Below are 19,619 nucleotides of genomic sequence, written 5' to 3'. Positions count from 1 at the left end.
GCTTCCTATTCAGTGAAATTTAAGCAACCAACACATTCAGTAGGCATCATTTTAGATTATCGATTTATACAAGTTAAACTCTATAATAGCAATCTGCCTTTGCACCCAAAATTTTAATCGGTTATGCCCTACTGACCGAATGTAATACCAAGCGATGCGAGATTAGCGGATCTATTTTCAATTTTAATCGCTTCTGCTTCCACTATGTTGGCTTGTACCAAGTTATCCCGCGACGCGTCATTAATGTTAATGATATTTCGGCTAATCTCCTGAGATACCATATTTTGCTCTTCAGAGGCTGTTGATATTTGTGCGGTTAAATCAGCAATAATTGCTACATCATCATGTACCTTAAATACTAAACTTTGAGTTTCTTTTGTTTCTGCGACACATAAATCAGCAGACGCTTTACCTTCCAACATAGTCTCTGACCAATTTATCAAAGTTGACTGAATCTCATTAACTGAAGTTTGAATTTGTTCGGTTGCAGTATGTGTTCGACTAGACAAAGCCCTGACCTCATCCGCTACAACGGAGAAGCCTCTGCCATGTTCACCCGCCCTAGCAGCTTCAATCGCGGCATTTAAAGCGAGTAAATTGGTTTGATCAGCAATGCCTTGAATTTCATTCATCACTTCACCAATTCGCTCAGCTTCAGCGGCAAGTTCAGTCGCTGCACTCGCAGAGCGTGAAACATCCTCAGCCAATTTAGCAACTTTTTCCATCGTTGAACTCATAGATTCGGTAGCTGTTTGGCAATCTCTGTGTACCGATTCCACTTTTTGTGAAGTCTCGACCGTGCTTTTAACGACATCTGTGTTAGTTGCCACCATTTCTTCAATTGCAGTCGCAACTTGATTTAATTCACCGACCTCTTTCTCAACTCCCAATTTGGCTTTCTCCGAAGCTTGTAATAAAGATTCAGCGCCTTGTTCAAGTGTACTTGTGCTATCAATCACTCGACCTAAAATCGTTTTGATTTTACCTTGCTGCATCTTAAATAAAAAATCAGCAGGACTCGTCGCTGAATAGCCTGAATAAACCAATCTTGAAACGCTGTCATAATCGTTTTTTAACTGATTAAAATATAAGGGCGTTTTAAATAGCTCTAAATTAAAAACTAAATAAGGTAAAACTAATAACGAGATAGCAAATAAAGGTGACAAATAACACAAACCAACAATGGCGGCCCCGATTGTACCAAAACAAAAGTTTTTAAATTGGCTGGAAGTATAAAAAGGCGCTTGAATGCGTTTTTGCGCGTTTATATCTAGATAAAGTTTAGTTGCCTGAGCCTTATATTCTGGCGCGAGCTTACGTCTAACAGACTGATATCCAACTAACTGTCCCTTATCAAAAATTGGGGTAACGAATGCATCCACCCAGTAATATCGGCCGTCTTTACAACGATTTTTAACTGCTCCACGCCAAGCTTTCTGTTCTTTTAGTTTATCCCATAAATCTGCAAATGCAGCCTTAGGCATGTCAGGATGCCGCACGATATTGTGATTTTTACCAACCAGTTCAGATAGCTCATATCCCGCTATATCGCAGAATGCTTTATTAGCATAAGTTATCACGCCGCGTAAATCCGTTGTCGAGACCAATTCCTGCTCTTCAGAAAAAGTGACTTCTTCATCAATTATTTGAGTGTTCCGTCTATTCATAATAGATTCCAATTTTGAGGGTGGCATTTGGGCAGACAACAATAAATATGAAAGCTAAGCAATCGATAGCTGATGATTTAATCCCATACTACTGTTATGGTTAATTATCCTCCCTAAAGTTATAAATTTCTAATTAAGTCACCCCAAAGTTTGATCTAAAACAACAAAAATATCCCCCCATAAATAACGGAATAATATTAGGGCAGCAAACAATTAATGACCTTCTTAAGCCTGCATACGTATGTATTGCAACATTCTATATACAAATAATTAATACAGATTATATTGAGCGATATTAAATGCTGTTAAAAGAGGACTTCACGTCATGAAACAACCTAAACTCAGTTTTTGGCAAATTTGGAATGTTAGCTTTGGCTTTTTAGGCGTACAAATTGGCTTTGCTTTACAAAACGCAAATATTAGCCGGGTACTTTCAGACTTAGGCGCAAACTTATATTCGCTTTCATACATGTGGTTACTAGCACCTATTATGGGGATCATAATCCAACCTCTTGTTGGCGCGTCTTCAGATAAAATTTGGACTCGATATGGCCGCCGAGGTCCATTTATACTTGCTGGAGCGATTATTGCCACTATTGCAATGATTTTAATGCCCCAAGCACCTGTGTTTGTCATGTTTGTCCAGCCGATTATTTTTGGTCTAATTATGCTCGCCATCATGGATGCAGCTTTTAATACTGCATTTCAACCGTTTAGAGCTTTAGTTTCAGACATGGTACCGGAAGAACAAAGAAATCAAGGCTACTCAATTCAATCCCTTCTGATTAACTTAGGTGCTGTCGTCGGTTCTATCGCACCATTTGTATTAACCAATGTATTGGCAATGAATAATAAAGCTGAATTAGGTGAAGTTGCCGAAACTGTTGCTTGGTCATTCTACTTAGGTGCAGCAATTATGTTGGCATCTGTGATTTGGACAGTTTACAAAACCAAAGAATACGATCCTAAGACTTACCGTGAATACAAAGGAATAACAGAAACGGAAGAGCAACCACGAACCACGCAACCTCAATTAAGTTTAATTGAAAGGCTAAAAGCATCGATTGGTATAATGCGTGAAATGCCAAGTGTGATGAAGCAACTCGCTATCGTTCAGTTTTTCTCTTGGACACCTATGTTTTTGATGTGGGTATACATATTTGCTGCCGTAACCCAAACCGCATGGGGCGTTGATCCAATATGGTTTGATCCTGACTATATTAAATCTGTTGATCAAGTTCCAGCTGAAGTGACGGCAGCCAGAGGTGCAGCTGGTGATTGGATCGGTATTCTATATGCGGTTATGTATATTTCAGCTGCTTTATTCTCAACCGTTATGGGTAAAATGGCTAATGTTATAGGTAGAAAACCAACTTATGCTTTTGGTCTTGCTGCTGGCGGCATTGGCTTCTTAACTATGGGGCAATTTACTAACCCTGAAATCGTAGATTTAAACTTACTAATTACTCAAGTCTCTGTTCCTATGGGTGCAGTTGGCATGTTAGTCCCTATGATGGGTGTCGGCATTGCATGGGCAGCGTTAATTGCGATGCCATATACCATTTTAGCGGGAGCAGTACCTGCTAGTAAAACTGGAATTTACATGGGGATCTTTAACTTTACGGTTGCTGGCCCACAAATAATTTGCGGGTTAATTGCAGGGCCAATCTTATTTTATGGTTTTGATAATCACGCCATTAGTATGATGAGTTTAGCGGGTGCAGCCTTAGTCATTGGTGCAATATCGGTTTATTTTGTCCAAAGTAAACCAGCAATATCGACAGCCGATAACTTAGATGCTCAAGCTACAGACGCATAATTCTAGACTAATTTTCAGCTTGTTTAACCGAAATAAACAAGCTGAAACGCCTGTTAACAGCGAACTCATTAAGCACTTATTCTAAAGCCTGCACGCCTTCAAAAAACCAACGCAAAAATTAATCTTAGCCGACTGCAAAATTTAATTGCGCAATTTAAATTTCAGATATATAAGCCAAGTATATTTTACTCGGTTCTAACTGAACCATTTTGCTGTTTTAAGATGAGTATCCGACATGGCTCAAACAACCCCAAGCATCTGTGATTTAAATTTACCACCCGCATTACTTGATTTGATCGCTCAACTCATTCGAAACCCAAGCGTAGTTGGGGCTGAACACTCTTTCTTTCGTGTTTTACAACGAGAATTAGAAGAACGAGGAGCAAAGGTGACTTGGTACCAAGGTATTCTCGTCGCCCAAGGCAGTGCGCCAAACAGTTTGTTTTTGTCGGCTCATATTGATAGACATGGTTTAATTTGTACTGGACCAAACGAATTCCAATATGCAGCCTTTATTGCGGGTAGCCGATCTGATTTGCTGGGTAATTCAGTTGATGAATTTTTAATGAAAAAAATCGTCACTCGCTTTCCTAAGCAAACCGTATACGCCTACGAACCATGGTCTGGCGCATATCGAGGTAATGGCCAAGTAAAATATGCTTCTATTTGCCCTAAACGACATAATCTAATTTTTGAATTAGAAGGCTTAGAGCACTTAGTTGCAGGTACGCCTATCGCCTTTACAGATAAACTATCGATTACTGATCAAGCGCTCGTTGGTCAACTAGATAATGTCTTAACGGCAGCTGTTTTAGTTTATCTATATGAACTTGGCTTTCAAGGAACTGCTTTTTTTACAGCAGAAGAAGAAGCTGGTAAAAGTTGGCGCTATTTACTAGAGTGGTTTTTACGTTTTGGGAATCAAACTAATCAATTAGTCGTAGTGGATACCAGCCCCTTCCCTAACTTTGAAATTGCAGCGGAGCAAGATCTAGTCCTAAGAAATTGCGATGCTAATGCCAGTTTTAATCAAAGTTTAACTGAGAAATTGCAAGCCTTATGTCACAAAAAGGGATATTCAACAACTTACAAAGATGAGTACACCGAAAAATTAAATGCAGAGCGCGCACTTACTGGGTTAGAGCCTTACTCCATAGGCTCAACTGAAATGGGACGAATAATTAAAGCTTCAGAAGGTATAGTAGATGGTACAACCTTACAAATCCCGACTTCCGGCTATCACACTATGTCAGAATCAGCACCAATAAAATCGGTTTCTGCATTTTTAGATGTGTTAATCGAGCTCGCAAATATCGAAAAAGAAGATGGATAAGTCACGATTTTTTACTGACTAAATGTATTAATTTAAGATTACCGTTTGATCTTTTTCCAAACGGTAATCTTAATCACTAAATGCATCAAAACGGGTCGGCGATTAACTTTCAAAAATAGTGTTAAAACCACCATAAATGAGTCTTTTTCCATCAAATGGCATAGGGTTATTTTCCGGCAACATTCTAGGATCAGCCATCACTGCGTCCCAAGCAGAGTCTCGAACCGCTTTAGAAGGCCATATAATCCAAGAAAATACGACACTTTCATCTGCTTTTGCTTTAACCGCCATAGGAAAAGAAGTCACCTTCCCTTCTGGTACATCATCAGCCCAATTTTCAACTAATTTTAACGCTCCGTATTCTTTAAATATTTCAGAACATAATTTGGCATGCACTAAATATTTTTCTTTATTTATTGTCGGCACTGCTGCCACAAAACCATCAACATAAGACATTATCTTTCCCTCATTAAATCTGTTATCAAAACAAGCTCTAGGTCGTGTTTATCTTAGTTTAGAAATTGAGTTGTGAGAAAAATAACGCAACAATTTCCCCTTTTATTATTCGGAACAAGCCAAGAAGACAAAGATTACACAGGCGCTATTTTGGATAAAAACCAATACAATATGGATGAAGAAGCCTACATTATTATTGATACCAAAGATCATTCTTGGCGCTCTGAAGCAGTCAATTTAGCAACAGACGCAGACTTAGCTGATGACAGTAAAAACAAAATGTATGTCGATTGGATACGTGTATATGAGCCGATTGATGATAACAGCTCCGGTGGCAACCCAACTACTGTGGTTCCGACAGGCATAACTAACCTACAAGCTAAACATAGTAACACATGTTTAGATGTTGCAAATGGTGCTATGTGGAACGGCAGCACATATCAGCAATGGGGCTGTAACACGGCAAATGCTAACCAACAATTCACTTTTACCCGTTTAGGTAACAGTGAATACACTATTCAATCAAACTGCAGTGGTTTATGTATTGAATTAAAAGATGGCAGTACAGAAAATGGTGCAACTGTGCATCAATGGGTATGTAATCATAGTGATGCCAAACAACGATGGGAGTTAATTGATCAAGGCGAAGGTTATTACAAATACGCTCAACTGTTAGCGATAAATGCTTAGACGTTGCGGGACAAGGCACAGCTAATGGTGCAGTATTTAATCAGTGGAATTGCTTTAATGGCAATAACCAAAGATTCAAGTTTATTAACTAAACCAAAGACCATTCTAATAAATGCCAACAACCAGCTGGCATTTGCAAACTAAAATATTTATCTAAAAAGTAAATATCCACGCCCAAAGGACGTGGTTTTAATTTCGCCCTAAAAGGGCGTATTAAGTAGTGGCTAACCTTTTCAAAAAATTAGCCATTACTATCGCTTTACAATTTCAAAATTTAAGTTTTAAATTTTGCTCTTTCTGGTTTTGGTATTTCACATACTTTCTAATCATCTCTGCGTCCACACCTACCGTATCAACACAATATCCTTGTGCCCAAAAATGATTCCCCCAATAGGGCTTTTCCTTTAAATATGAAAACTGCCTAAATACCTGTAATGCTGTTTTACCCTTTATCGTACCCATCAATGTTGAAATAGATACTTTTGGCGGAACCTTTACTAAAAGGTGTACATGATCACATTGGATATTTAATTCAACTACTTCACAGCCTAGTTTTTCCGCATGCATGTGAATACTTTTATTCAATTCAAAAGCAACCCTGCCCGTCAATATTTTATATCTGTATTTGGGAACCCAAACTATGTGATATTGGCAATGCCATAAAACATGCGATAATTTATTAAATCTACTCATTTGCTAATTCCTATTCTGTTGTTTGGCAATAACAGATATAGGGGGCATCTGAGTAGATTTTCAGGCAACAGCCAAATATTCTCGTCCACGCCCACAGGACGTGGTTTTGTTATTTAATAAAAACCACATAGTGCCTAAAGTATAATCGTCATCTAAGTGCATGTATGTGTTTAGATGCTGGTCGATCCACTGCCAATGGCATTGTCTTAACAGCAATTACCAAAGGTTCAAATTTGATAAAATACAAAATAATAGGATTTTAAAGCCTTAATTTTTTATCTCCATTTCAGATTAAAATAAAAAAACCCAGACAAGGTGAATGCTTTGTCTGGGCTTTATTCAACATCTAGATATTTTAGCTAGGCGTTTTACTTAGCCGTAATCACTAAATCATCAATTATCACTTCAACATTACTTTCACTACGTACTTGAATGAAAGAAGCCGCTGTACCTAAATCGGTATCAATCGTAATCGTTTGACCTATTTGTGGTGTTAATTCTGAAACCTTAGCGCTCCAAAATTTAGAGCTACCATCATGAATTGAGTTAGCACCACCTGAGGTGTTGTTATCTATGTAAAACATAAAGGATTTATCCGCTGAGGCATCTAAATTTTGCGCTGCAACAAGTTTAAAGCTAATTGTAACACCTGCTGATAAATCAAGTGTTCCATTAGGTTGAACAGCAGCCACAGTTGCATCACCTATGTCACCAATAGTGTAACGTCCACCACTAGAGCCACCTATCACTAACTCACCATTTACTGGGTCAACTCCACCACCGGTTCTAATGTAAAGCGGTAGTGATGTGTCATTTGCCAAAGATTTATAAGCCGCGCTAAAGAAAGTCGCTCTATCTGCTGCTGAGAAATCTTCAACTAAGCCATTTACTTTAGGTGTGATCACTAAGTCATCAATTATCACTTCGACATTACTTTCACTTCTCACTTGAATGAAAGAGGTCGCTGTACCTAAATCGGTATCAATCGTAATCGTTTGACCTAATTGTGGTGTTAATTCTGAAACCTTAGCGCTCCAAAATTTAGAGCTACCATCATGAATTGAGTTAGCACCACCTGAGGTGTTGTTATCTATGTAAAACATAAAGGATTTATCCGCTGAGGCATCTAAATTTTGCGCTGCAACGAGTTTAAAGCTAATTGTGACACCTGCAGATAAATCAAACGTTCCATTAGGTTGAAGACCCGCTCCAGTTGGATCACCTATGTCACCAATAGTGTAACGTCCACCACTAGAGCCACCTATCACTAACTCACCATTTACTGGGTCAACCCCACCACCGGTTCTAATGTAAAGCGGTAGCGAAGTGTCATTTGCCATAGATTTATAAGCCGCGCTAAAGAAAGTCGCTCTATCAGCCGCTGAGAAATCTTCTACAGTAGAGCCAGATGTAGCACCTGTTCCACCCGTGTTGCCTGAATTACCATTATCAACCACATCAGGAATTGTTAAGCCAGATTGGTCAATTTTACCAATACCCGCATTTACAACAACATAGTTTTTAACTTCACTTGGGTCCATTAAATGCGCTTGATAATCATATGGGACTTCATAAGTTGAAGTTGATTGCCCTTCAATTTCAAAAGTCGTTTCTTTAGTTAAATCCAAGTTGCTCGCAGGTGAATAGCTAATAGAACCAATAAATAAGTTGTTTCTGACGTTCCAATAGCCTACTTGCTCTGAAGCTAGCGAAACAATTGGATTTTTTACATCTTCAAAAACGTTATTTTCTACTAATATTTCAGCACCCATTCGAGAGTTAATTGCTGAGCCTGTAATATTATAAAAGTAGTTATTGTACATATGCGCATAACCGTATCGCAATAAAGGTACTCGTGACCCTATGTTCGCAAAATAGTTATGGTGGTATGTAATGAATCTATCACCGCTTTCATCTGCCGCATCGCTTGAACCATTTAACATAGTTTTTTGATGATCATGTATATAGTTATAAGAAACAGTGATATTTCGAGCACTGTATCGACTATCAATTAAGCCATCATAAGCATCTTTATCAACCGATAAAGAACCATATAACTCATTGTGATCTATCCAGATATGCGAAGTATCATCTTGTCCTTGATCACTTTGTATACCAATTGCATCACCAAAACTTGCAGGTACTTCATGAATCTTCAAGTTTTGAATAATCACATTTTTAGCCCGCTCTATCTGCAGACCAATACCATCAAACTCACCACGGTCAGCAACCCCGATAATAGAAACATTGTGCATATCTTTAATGGCAATACTACGGTTAGCATTATCTGTGTTTGCTGCGGTAATCTTACCATCAATATAAATAGTCACAGGGGTATTAGCGTTTTTAGCATCGTCTAATGCTTTCACTAAATCGACACCATTGCTTACTGTAACACTGGTACCATTTGCACCGCCTGTAATAGTATCGCCATAGCTAGCGAATCCACCGTCTCCCGTCGCTTGCACAGGGTCAACAATAACAGGTGCACTCAATGGCTGAGGGTTCCAACCAGAATCATTATTATAGCTAGCAAAAACCTCGGCTCGCGTTGTGTAAGGTGCGTTAGCTAAATCAGCTTCAGCAGTTGCATTGCTCACACGTCCCGAAATATCTAATGGATTACCTTGTAAATCCATGCTGCCGTACTCACGCCAGCCAGAAGTGGCATCAGCCGTAACCGGGTTAGGTAAAGGATCAAGTTTCCAGCCAGAACTGATCATATGCGGTCCTAATTTATTATTAATTAGCACTATGTTGTCATATACAGAAGAGTCTCCAGCGCTTCGAGCTATGTAGGTAGAATTATCATTTACCGTATTGCCTAAAGGACCAGGGCCACTGGTGAATTCATTATTCATGAATACAAATCCAGGGTAATTCGCATCTTGTACACGAGCCTGTAGAATATAACCGCCATCTGATGCGCTTGGCGCATTTTTAGAGTCGCCTAAAGTTCTAATTTCACTATTTTCAAATAAAGTAGCAACACTATAACCCCAGATAAAATCAACATTACCTGCAACCAAACAGTTATAGAACCAGTTATAACCTTTCATCAATAAAGTATCTTGCTCACTGATAAAGTTCATATTATTGGCAATTAATCTGTATGGACTATTAAAGTAAATCGTCTCAGCTTGATCACCTGATCCTGTTCTAACGTGTGTATTTTTCAGGGTAAAGTTATTCAATACAAGGTTATCTGCCGATTCAACTAAAAATACTGGACGACCACTTGAACCACCATTAAAGCCTTCATAGTTATCATACTGAACAATAGTTTTATCACGACTTTCACCTTGAATAGTCAAGTTGTTCTTATTACGTAAGAATAATATTTCTTCGTAAATACCATCTTTAATCGTAATTGTCATAGCTGTATTTTTATCTTCCATAGCGTAGTTTAGCGCGCCTTGTAAAGTTCTAAAATCAGCAAATCCATCATCGTCAACCGTAATATCAGTACCAGTTGGGGCTGCATCACGAGTTTGGAAAGACCATGAAACACCCGGCCCAATGCCATCGAAATCAACCCCATTTAATTGGGTATTCACCACAACGTCATTACCAATGACAACATAATATTCTTTACCATACTCAAGCACACTATTATGCGGCTTAACGATAAGTTTATTACCTTCTATTTTAAATGGACGATATTTAACATTACGTGTCTTACCAATAATGCTTGAAACACTTTTAGCGATTTCATCTTCCTCGCCAGCCACTTTTATTTCATCCACTAAGGAGTCATCTGCTGAATTGAAAATACGAACTACACCAGAAGTGCCTAAAGTCGGAGCTGAATCAAATTCAATCTCTAAACTAGAGTCAATATATTGAGCTTGGCTCATAGGTGCTGGCGAAATCTTACTAGATAAATCACCGTAATTTGTTTGTGATTCATTAAATGCTGGGCCGACTTCCACATTTAAGGTTCTGACAACAGAAGCATCCGAATTAGAAGTTAAATAAATCGTTGCATTACCTTGAGTCAGAGGTGTAATCGTGACTTGATTTCCATTAACAGTGACAGAAGCTATGCTGTCATCTGAAGATTCAACTTTGAAAGTATCCGCTGTTGTACCGTCTGATTGAACCGCTGTTATATTAAGTGTTAATGCATCACCGGTTGCATTGCCTGTCCAAACTGAATCAGGAAAATCAGTTGCAAGTAGAACAGGTTTAACACTTGGATCGCCAATTTTTAAATCATCTACTTCGAACGATCTATTATTGGTATACAAGCCGACTAAACCTTTAGCAGTCAGTGTTGAATCCTGGTGTGTCCCTATTTTTTCACCGTCTACATATAAAGTAATGTCTGATCCTATGACTTCGTATCTTACCGTATACCATACACCATCTTCAGTGGCGCCTTTTTCGCCTAGAGCAAATTGTTTTTTCTGCTGCACAGGGCGAGATAAAGACGCAGCTAAATTAGTTGCTACTTCAGCTTGAGTCGAAGTAATCGCATTTTGCATATTTAAACCCGCGCCATACCAGTTATCTTTATCCTGATAACGGCCAAGAACGTATAAATGCTTGCTTGCCGTGGTACTGTTTTGTCGTGGGCGAATTTTCATTTCAACAAAATAATCGGCAGAAGGTACATTAGCGAGTGCTGAATCTTTTAAAGTCGCTAGTACTAAGCCTGAACCACCCGCAGTATAGCGCATGACCTTATTGCCATTTGCCAGCTCTAAAATATCAAACGTGCCATCAGATGTACCGTTTGGATTGATATCCCAGTCATCTAAATTATCGCCAGAAAAATCATCACAGTAATAAATTTCACTCGTTGCGTCTGCACAGTTAAAAATTGGTGGCTCAAAGCTATTTTGATATTCAATACGTAAATTGTTTATTTCAATAACTGAGTCTCCTTCGGCTCTTAACTGAATGAAAGAGTATGCAGAACCAACATCACCTGGAATTGTTAATGTGCCAGTTGGAACGCTCATCATATCAACATTATAGATTCTAGAAGAACCACCATGCTTAGACTTAGAGCTCGCAGAAGTATTATTATCCACATAAACTTGGAAGTTTTTACCTGCTGTTGGCTGCTGTGTCTGGATAACATCCATGACTATATTGTAAGGTTTAGTTAAGTTGAAAACACCCGTATCGACTGTAGTATCCGCAGCCGTTTCATATAAAGTTTCAGTGTTACCCAGTGTAAAACGACCACCCGTTATTTTTAAACCTGAAGATGTTATCGCAACTGTGCCGCCTGTTTTAGTGAACATAGGAATTTCGGCTGCCGTTGGATCAACTTGGCCGTCAACACCCAGAGTTGCCGAACTGAATAAATCTCCCGAAATTGTCGTGAAATCAGTCGAAAATGGTAAGTTAACTCGAGTTGTTGAGTCTTGAGGTCCAGTTGGTGCTGGCGTATCCGGTACGTCATCTTGCTCAACCGACTGTGCAATAGTATCTATTTTTAGATTATCTATCGTAATATTAGTGCCACCAGCGGCTCTTAGTTGAATAAAAGAGCGCTTAGTCTCATCAAAAGCATCGCCTGTATATGAATAAGTAACACGTTTGCCAACTTCTAATTTTGGCATATTGTTTTCTGGCGTACAGAGAGAGTCTGCATTTTGAACAAAGCACAGGCCACCTTCTGTCGTTTCACCTGTCGCTAAGTCGACTTGTATTAACTTAGAAATACCATTTTCATGGATTGAGTTTGACTGAGATGCTGTGTTGTTATCAGCATAAATATAGAATTTACCTTCACTATCAGCAGAAATTACGTCAAAAGATATTTCAAAACCCTGACTTAAATTGTAAATACCTTGCCCAATAATATCAGCCGCAGTCGTCGCAGTTGATGTGGTTTTACCAATGGTAATTCTATCGCCACTAAAACTAAACGCGCCATCTACAATTTCAGGAGAACCACTAGCAATAGCATATAAAGCACCACTGCTTAAATCTTGCGATAAACGCTTATGTCCTGTGGTAAAAAAGTTGTCTGTCGTCGTATTAAAATCTTCGACTAATTCAATAGATAAGCTTAAAGCCGCTTCTTCTAAAGCATCAATTTCAGTTTGAGAAAATGCCGCAAATGAAAGTTTATTAATATTGCGTTGATTAAGCGTATCGCACTTAGAAACAACCGAAGCCACTCCCATAGAATCAGAAGCACTACAAACACTATAAACATCATCTTGAGTATCATAAGCAAGTGAGACTAAATACTTAGTTTTACTTTCGTCGCCTTCCATATAACTCATAGCTAATACACGACGACCAAAAGTAAACTCATAAGATCCGGTTTCTATTTCAGTATCAGCTTCAACAATACGGTAGGTACCAGATGTGTTATTTGAATCGCTAGGCGTGAAAGTCACTTCTTGCTGAGCAACACTTGCTCCCGAGACAAAGGCATTATGGACTACACCAGTAAATTTACTCACATCAAATCCATTGGTCGCGGTTTGCGCTAAATTGGTTTCTAAACTTTTAACAAAATGAGCCACAGCAGCGTCATAAGAAACTAAACCAGTTAAATTTGTGTTCTCTGGCACAGCTGTCTGTAACCAAGGCTCGATTGCTGCTGCAAATTCAGTCTCTGAACGATTAAAAAATTCAGCGACTGTTTCAACCACATTACCTGAGCTATCTGTCTTAAGCGGCATTTTTGCAAAAGCGGCGGCTTGGCTGCTAATGCTTATACCATTGTCAGGGTTACCATCTGTATCTAAAGATTGTAACAATCTCGCTAAATTAGCGACTTGTGGTGCAACAGGGTTATCTGTTGTAAAGAAGTTAAGCGGTGTAATAGTCGGTTTTGGCGATATTTCAGGTAGCTTTAGTTCACCCACACTAAAAACAACTCTATCACCACGGTAATATTCAAAAAAACCGTTTTCATCTGTTTTACCTGTAGAGACTTCACCGTTTATATTTGTAATTTGGTAGTCAATGCCACTAACAGGGCTATCAATAAATTGAGCCATTAGCTTAGGTGGTAATGGCTCAACCACATTTTTCTCAACATCAAATCCGCAGCCAGTGAGTACCGAAGCACCAATCACACTGCTTAATATTGATAATTTAAATTTCATAATTTTTTCCTCTAGCTAAGCCCTAGTTAAAACTAGGGCAAAAAACTGCTTCAACACGTGTGATTAATAGAATTTGTAATTAACGCCTAGCTGTACCGTGCGGCCATACTCTTCATTTTGATACATCACATTACCGCCACTTGCCGAGTTACCTTCAAAGTAACGTAAGTCTTGGTTGTCAGTTAAATTGATTGCATCTAAGTAAACAGATAAGCCACCGCCAAGGTTATATTTTGCTTTAAAATCTATGGTTTTAAGTGAACCTTGATAGCGATCTGACCAGGTTTTACAAAAATCAATCGCATCAGGGTCAAAGCTTGCATCAGCGAGTTGGGTTGCTGTAGCGGCAGGACAAGAGCCAATTGCATCTAAAATTGACGATCTGTGATTAGCGATTACACGCACGTTTAGTTTGTCGTTTTCCCAACCTAAAGTTAAATTAGCTGTACTATCCGCTTGATCTGGTAAAGCCACAGAGCCTCTTCGAATACTAGGATCTAAGTTAGCTTCACTAGTTTGAATTGTGGCATTACTTTGAATAAAGAAACCCGATTCAAAGAAGTGGTTGTAGCTCAACTCAATACCAAACACAGTTGCTTTTTCACCATTTATGGTGAAATTAACATTCGTTAATGCTTGCTCTTGAGGAATAATAAATTCTTCAACTTGATTAATTGGTAAAGTTAAAGGTAAGTCATCAAAAGACTTAGTTGCCCCTCTTACATCAACAATAAAATTAGAAATATCTTTATAGAAAATAGCAGCTTCAACGAACAAGTCTTCTGAATGATACCAACTGACAGATGCATCATAATTAACCGCTGTCATTGGAATTAAGTTGGGGTTACCTATGTTTAAAGTATTGCTTGCCCCTAGAGTATAATTTTCAAGTTCGAGCGTTGAGAAGTTTTCAAAATCTTCAGGATCGGTTGCGCAGTCTTGGCTACCATCACTTTTAGGGCTAGGTGCGCAAAGCTCAATGCGGCTATCAAACTGAGCAAATGCACGGCTTTGTTTAAAAGTTGGACGAGTATAACTAGTCCAAACTGCGCCCCTAATCAGTACACTATCACTTGGCTCATATCTTAAATGAACACTTGGGAAAAACTCACTGTACTTAATAGACGCATCAGGTAACGCTTTAAAAATATCAATGCCGTACCCTGCACTATCATTAAAGATAAATTGGTCATTACGTAAAGTCATATAACCGGTAGAGGCGTATTCAGTTGCAACATATCGTACACCCGTAATCATGGTTAAGCGTTCCGCTAGCTCCACTTCCCCCATAACATAAGCTTCTTTTGTATCTTCTGTCAGAGAGTAATCACTACCAAGACTAACGTAACTTTCGTCGCCTTCTGTTAATAGATCTTTAGTTGGCTCAACTTGATCCACTAAATATTCTAAAGCGGCTTGACTAACAAATGGATAGTTAAAATCACTGTTTTCAGGTATCGCCAACTCAAAACCTAACGCTTCAACACCTGCATGGCTAATCCCAACAGCATCCTCACACAACACATCGCCATTACAAGCCGTTGCATCTGGAATAAAGCTCCATCTATTTTTATCTATTTCATTTTCACGAGAACTCGTTGAAATTCCCGCTTTGATGTAATAAAGCCAATCTGAGTCTAAAAAATCATACTTAACATTAAAATTAAAAGTATCGATTTTGTCGGTACGTTTACTATCTTCTAAAAATAAATTATCGAAAACGAGCTGACTTGGATCATTGATATTGCCGCCACCTTGATTCGCAGGTATACCGTAAGTTGGCAGTTGTTCTGTATCTGGATCATCATCATAAACGGTTAAATCTGTTAAATCCGTTCTGTATTGACCCAAATCGGACTCAGATAAGATTTTCACGTCGATACGATTAGCATGCGCCTGACCATAAGTGATTAAGTCACGTTCACGAAATTGAACACGTCTGTCACCAGAGCCGTCTTCAACTGATTTAGAGCTTGTGTAATCATAATCAATCGTCCACGCATCACCAACTAAATGCTCGCCACCAAAATTGAAAGTTGTGGTTTCATTTTTAGCCGTCTGGATAAAATACTGGTGCTGCATATCGGTATCCGACAAGATGAACTCTTTAGTTTCATCATTAACATAAAGCACTTCAGTGTCGCCTGTACCAGAACCAAAACGATAAAATTCACGGCGAGCGACATCTTCATCCGTGTAAGACACATAGTTACCAGTTACAAAAAAGCTAGACGTTTCATTCGGCTTAAATTCAATATTTAAAGCCGCCGTGTTTCTTTCTCTGTCTGCTAACTCTTGTCTAATTTCAAATTCTTGCGGAATAATAATTTCAGGATTAGCAGCAACAGTCGCTTGATGTAGCGCTTTTCCTTCATCTGTATCTGTATTAATTTGAGTGAAATTTTGCCTAACGCTTTCCATTTCATTTGTACTGTGATGACGGTTTTCGTTGACAACCGAGCTACGCTTTTCAGATGAAACAACAAAACCTAAACCCACTTTTTTATCAAACAAAAACTGAGTGCCATCCAGGCTAAATTTAGGTGATACCTCCTCTCGTAAATCAGAATATGCAGCTTGAGCTTTCAACTTAAGCGTATTTTTGCCACGCTCATAAGCTGAAATCGCTTTTACATTAACTGCACCACCTATTGAATTTAAGTTCATATCGGGCGTTAAGGTTTTAACCACCTCAATTGAGCCTAACGCATCGCCAGCAAGTGCATCTAAACCGACTTTACGCTCGTCGCCACCACCAGCCATTTGGGCGCCATTCATATTTACCGAGACAAACTGAGGTCCTAAGCCACGAACCGAAATAAACTTACCTTCACCTTCTTGGCGTTGTAATGTAACTCCAGGTAAACGTCTTAAAGATTCGGCCACATTTTGGTCGACAAAATTACCTATATCATCGGTGGATACAACAGAGCTAAATTGTTTTTTATCACGTTCGATTAAACGTGCTTTTTGATCGCTATATTGCACACCTGTTACTGAAATAACTTCCATTGGGTCATCTGTTTCAGCATTCGATCGTTTAGAAGCCTCTACTTCCACAACCTCTTCATCAGCTTCAGCTGCGTATATGGGTGAAGCTAGCGCGACGCCAATTGCGACAGCTAAAGATTTCAATTGCCAGTTCTTCATGCCTAGAGCCTCCCGGGGCATTAATTACGTTTGAATTAACCTTAGTTTAAAAACTTGTTAATAAAAATATTCAAACTCATTCTGCCACCGGTAGCAAATAAAATCAACAGCACGGATTAACTTTTTGTCTACCGGTGGCAAATAGGGAAGTTCAAAAAGATGGAATAAAACTCAAAACATTGATTAATAATGAATTTTATTGATTTAGGTAGTAAATTAGTAAAACAAAACAAGCTAAAGATTTATTGATAGATCATAATATTTAACATCCACTTATTAATTAAAACAAGTTTAATTTTGGTAAATAATTATGAAACAATATAATTTAAGGAGCTGACTAGAAACGCGGATAAGAGCAAAAAACTTGGGCTAACTAACCCAAGTTTTTACAACAATTTAAAAAAGTTAAACTGGCGGTCACAGATTGTAATCTGGATAAACGGTCAGTTTAAATCTGAGCTGATAAACAATACCATAGAGCAATACATATAAGCTCACACATATAAACTAATAGAATTGACTAAATCCAACCTGCAATACTTAATATCGCAATAACGCTTAATATAAATAAAAATGCACGTTTGGCTAGTTTCAACATAGTAAACGGCTCTGTCATATAATCGCACTCTGGACAATCAACCGTTTCAGCGGCAACAGCGATACTCGTTAAATACTCACGCGCATCTGCACAAGGCTTAACCAAGCCTGCTAACCAAATAGGTAGCGCGCGCGAAAAATGGCCGACAAACAAAATCGCAAAGCCAGTTATACGCGCAGGTAACCAATTTAAAATATGGTGTAAACGCTTAGCCACATTTTGTATATCGGTTAATCTAGCTTCTTGCGAATCTAACTTGGACATTGCTCGGGTAAACACATATAACACAGCCCCAGGCGCGCCGAGTAGAATAAACCAAAAAATCACGGCAAAATAATGGCTAAAGTTCAACCAAACTAAAGTTTGACCTAAGGTTTCGCATTCACTCGCTTTTGCTTCGGATGCATCTTCATTTGGTTCAACAGCGACAGTCTCTATATCTTTCTGCTCAGCGGCAATAACAGAGGCTTCAACAATTGAAGGCGTTTCTTGCTTAACCTCTTCTACTTCGTCACTGAGATCAGCTTTTGGTTGAATTTGATCATCGTCTTTGCTCGAAAACCCTTGGCTGAGTTGCTCTGCATACTTGAGACAAGCTTGTTTATCATCGCGACTCGCCGCAGCTAAATATTGCTTGTAAGCCTGACGATGTGCAGGGCAGCCAAAGCACAAATACAAAATAGCAATATTAAATAACCAACCTAGCGTACTACCAGAAAGCATCATAGCCACCAGCACAACCAGTAATACAGGTATCGCAACCCAAACCAACAAGTACTGCTCTGCTTGCCAGTTTTTATTAAAACCGATCTTTTGCTGGAATAATTTCTGATAATGGGCGAAGTAAAACTTGTAATGGAAGTATTGGTTTAGGCTAAAAGTTCGCTCAATCAATACCACTAATATGATACTAATAAGTGTCATAATCATTCCTTTTCTAGGGCTGTACCCTTAATTTTAAAGTTAACTGCTTGTTAATCTATCAGGGAAAAATAGTGTTCCCAGTCAAAAGCCTTGCCTGGATCCGTTTTTCGCCCTGGGGCAATATCACTATGACCCACAATTCTTTGTTGTGTAATGTCAGGATACCTTATTTGAATTTCTTTGGTTAGCTCTGCCAACGTTTTATATTGTATATCTTCGTAAGCTAAATTGTCACACCCTTCTAACTCTATACCAATTGAAAAATCATTACAGTTTGGCACACCATTAAATTCAGATACCCCAGCATGCCATGCCCTTTTATCAAAAGGCACATATTGAATGACTTGGCCGTCACGCCTAATCAGTATATGCGCAGAAACTTCCAAACCAGCTAAATCTTTAAAGTCGGGATGAGCATTGCAATTAATGCAGCCTAAAAATAAATCGTCTATGTGATTTAAACCGAATTGACCTTCAGGCAAAGAAATACAATGGATAACCAATAAACTTATCGCTATTTTCTCTGGTCTTTGGTTAAAATGAGGAGAATGACGATAAACGGCATTTTGATAAATATGCTGATGATTAATTAATGAATTTAGATACTTAGCCATGAATGAGCCTGATTTGAACCAAAAAACTGGACGCGCAATGAGTTATGTCGCATGGATTCTTGCTGTCGGTTTACTTACTTATTTTTTTCAAGGCTATCTTAACAGGAAAGAAAACCCGAACCAAAACCCTGATAGCGAATTTTATCAAGGCGCAATCGAAGTAAAGTTAAAGCGTAACGCCAGCGGCCATTATGTAACCAACGGCTATATCAACCAAAAACAAGTTAAGTTTTTACTCGATACTGGTGCAACTAGCGTATCTATTCCTGAAACTATCGCGCAAGAAATTGGTCTGCCATATGGACCTAAACATATAGCATCAACTGCAAACGGTAATATTGAAGTGTATCAAACCCGAATCGATTTACTCGAAATTGGCGATATCAAACTCAGAAACGTCTCTGCCAGCATCAACCCTTATATGGAAAACACCATATTGCTAGGTATGAGCGCACTAAAAAGAATTGAGTTTAGCCAAAGAGGGAATACACTAACTTTACGGAAATATTAAACTATTTAACCCTATAAACGGACAATAAACGTTATGGCTTAGCCTCAGTTGAAGATTTAAACAATCTTTAACTGACACGCCA

Annotated in this window: 12 protein-coding genes; 5 read left to right on the top strand and 7 right to left on the bottom strand. The window is 38.7% G+C overall.

Annotated features, from left to right (window positions below):
* Window positions 1-128 precede the first annotated feature (128 nt).
* Window positions 129-1,667, bottom strand: a complete 1,539-nt coding sequence (locus XM47_RS01345) for a methyl-accepting chemotaxis protein (RefSeq protein ID WP_048688514.1) — start codon at window positions 1,665-1,667, stop codon at window positions 129-131.
* Window positions 1,668-1,992: 325 nt separating this feature from the next.
* On the opposite strand from XM47_RS01345, the gene XM47_RS01340 reads away from it, so the two are divergent.
* Both XM47_RS01340 and XM47_RS01335 read left to right on the top strand, forming a co-directional pair.
* A complete protein-coding gene (locus tag XM47_RS01340; protein ID WP_048688512.1) occupies window positions 1,993-3,486 on the top strand; it encodes an MFS transporter in 1,494 nt (497 codons plus the stop codon).
* A 235-nt stretch (window positions 3,487-3,721) separates the two neighbouring features.
* Window positions 3,722-4,819, top strand: coding sequence for a peptidase M42 (locus XM47_RS01335; protein ID WP_048688511.1), 1,098 nt, complete (start codon window positions 3,722-3,724; stop codon window positions 4,817-4,819).
* Window positions 4,820-4,921: 102 nt separating this feature from the next.
* Here XM47_RS01335 and XM47_RS01330 read toward each other — a convergent pair whose 3' ends face one another.
* A complete protein-coding gene (locus XM47_RS01330) occupies window positions 4,922-5,275 on the bottom strand; it encodes a DUF1428 domain-containing protein (protein ID WP_048688508.1) in 354 nt (117 codons plus the stop codon).
* 72 nt (window positions 5,276-5,347) lie between these two features.
* Here XM47_RS01330 and XM47_RS01325 point away from each other — a divergent pair, with 72 nt between their 5' ends.
* Together XM47_RS01325 and XM47_RS19485 are read left to right on the top strand one after the other, a co-directional pair.
* Complete coding sequence (locus XM47_RS01325; protein WP_053084487.1) at window positions 5,348-5,965, top strand: RICIN domain-containing protein; 618 nt, start codon at window positions 5,348-5,350, stop codon at window positions 5,963-5,965.
* Window positions 5,935-6,057 carry an RICIN domain-containing protein gene (locus tag XM47_RS19485; RefSeq protein ID WP_412731119.1) on the top strand — a complete coding sequence of 41 codons (123 nt, stop codon included), beginning with the start codon at window positions 5,935-5,937 and terminating at the stop codon, window positions 6,055-6,057. Before XM47_RS01325 ends, XM47_RS19485 begins: the two co-directional genes overlap by 31 nt.
* Window positions 6,058-6,232: 175 nt before the next feature.
* On the opposite strand, the gene tnpA is transcribed toward XM47_RS19485, so the two are convergent.
* The 5 genes from tnpA to ampD all read right to left on the bottom strand — a co-directional run bounded on the left by tnpA (window position 6,233) and on the right by ampD (window position 19,026).
* A complete protein-coding gene (gene tnpA, locus XM47_RS01320; RefSeq protein WP_048688506.1) occupies window positions 6,233-6,658 on the bottom strand; it encodes an IS200/IS605 family transposase in 426 nt (141 codons plus the stop codon).
* A 368-nt stretch (window positions 6,659-7,026) separates the two neighbouring features.
* Window positions 7,027-13,740 (bottom strand): pectinesterase family protein, encoded by a 6,714-nt coding sequence (locus XM47_RS18665; protein ID WP_053084486.1) that lies wholly within the window; start codon window positions 13,738-13,740, stop codon window positions 7,027-7,029.
* 63 nt (window positions 13,741-13,803) lie between these two features.
* Entirely contained in the window at window positions 13,804-16,890 is a 3,087-nt protein-coding gene (locus XM47_RS01310) for a TonB-dependent receptor (protein ID WP_048688505.1), read from the bottom strand.
* Window positions 16,891-17,410: 520 nt separating this feature from the next.
* Complete coding sequence (gene ampE / locus XM47_RS01305) at window positions 17,411-18,412, bottom strand: regulatory signaling modulator protein AmpE (protein ID WP_048688503.1); 1,002 nt, start codon at window positions 18,410-18,412, stop codon at window positions 17,411-17,413.
* A gap of 50 nt (window positions 18,413-18,462) precedes the next feature.
* Window positions 18,463-19,026, bottom strand: coding sequence for a 1,6-anhydro-N-acetylmuramyl-L-alanine amidase AmpD (gene ampD, locus XM47_RS01300; protein WP_078061798.1), 564 nt, complete (start codon window positions 19,024-19,026; stop codon window positions 18,463-18,465).
* Between ampD and XM47_RS01295 the strand changes: the two genes are divergently transcribed.
* Window positions 19,025-19,537, top strand: a complete 513-nt coding sequence (locus XM47_RS01295; protein ID WP_048688500.1) for a retropepsin-like aspartic protease family protein — start codon at window positions 19,025-19,027, stop codon at window positions 19,535-19,537. The genes ampD and XM47_RS01295 overlap by 2 nt on opposite strands.
* Window positions 19,538-19,619: the final 82 nt, after the last annotated feature.

Origin of the sequence: Catenovulum maritimum (assembly GCF_001050375.1) — a bacterium.
In the GTDB taxonomy this organism is placed as follows: domain Bacteria; phylum Pseudomonadota; class Gammaproteobacteria; order Enterobacterales; family Alteromonadaceae; genus Catenovulum; species Catenovulum maritimum.
This window is presented reverse-complemented; position numbering and strand designations above follow the sequence as displayed.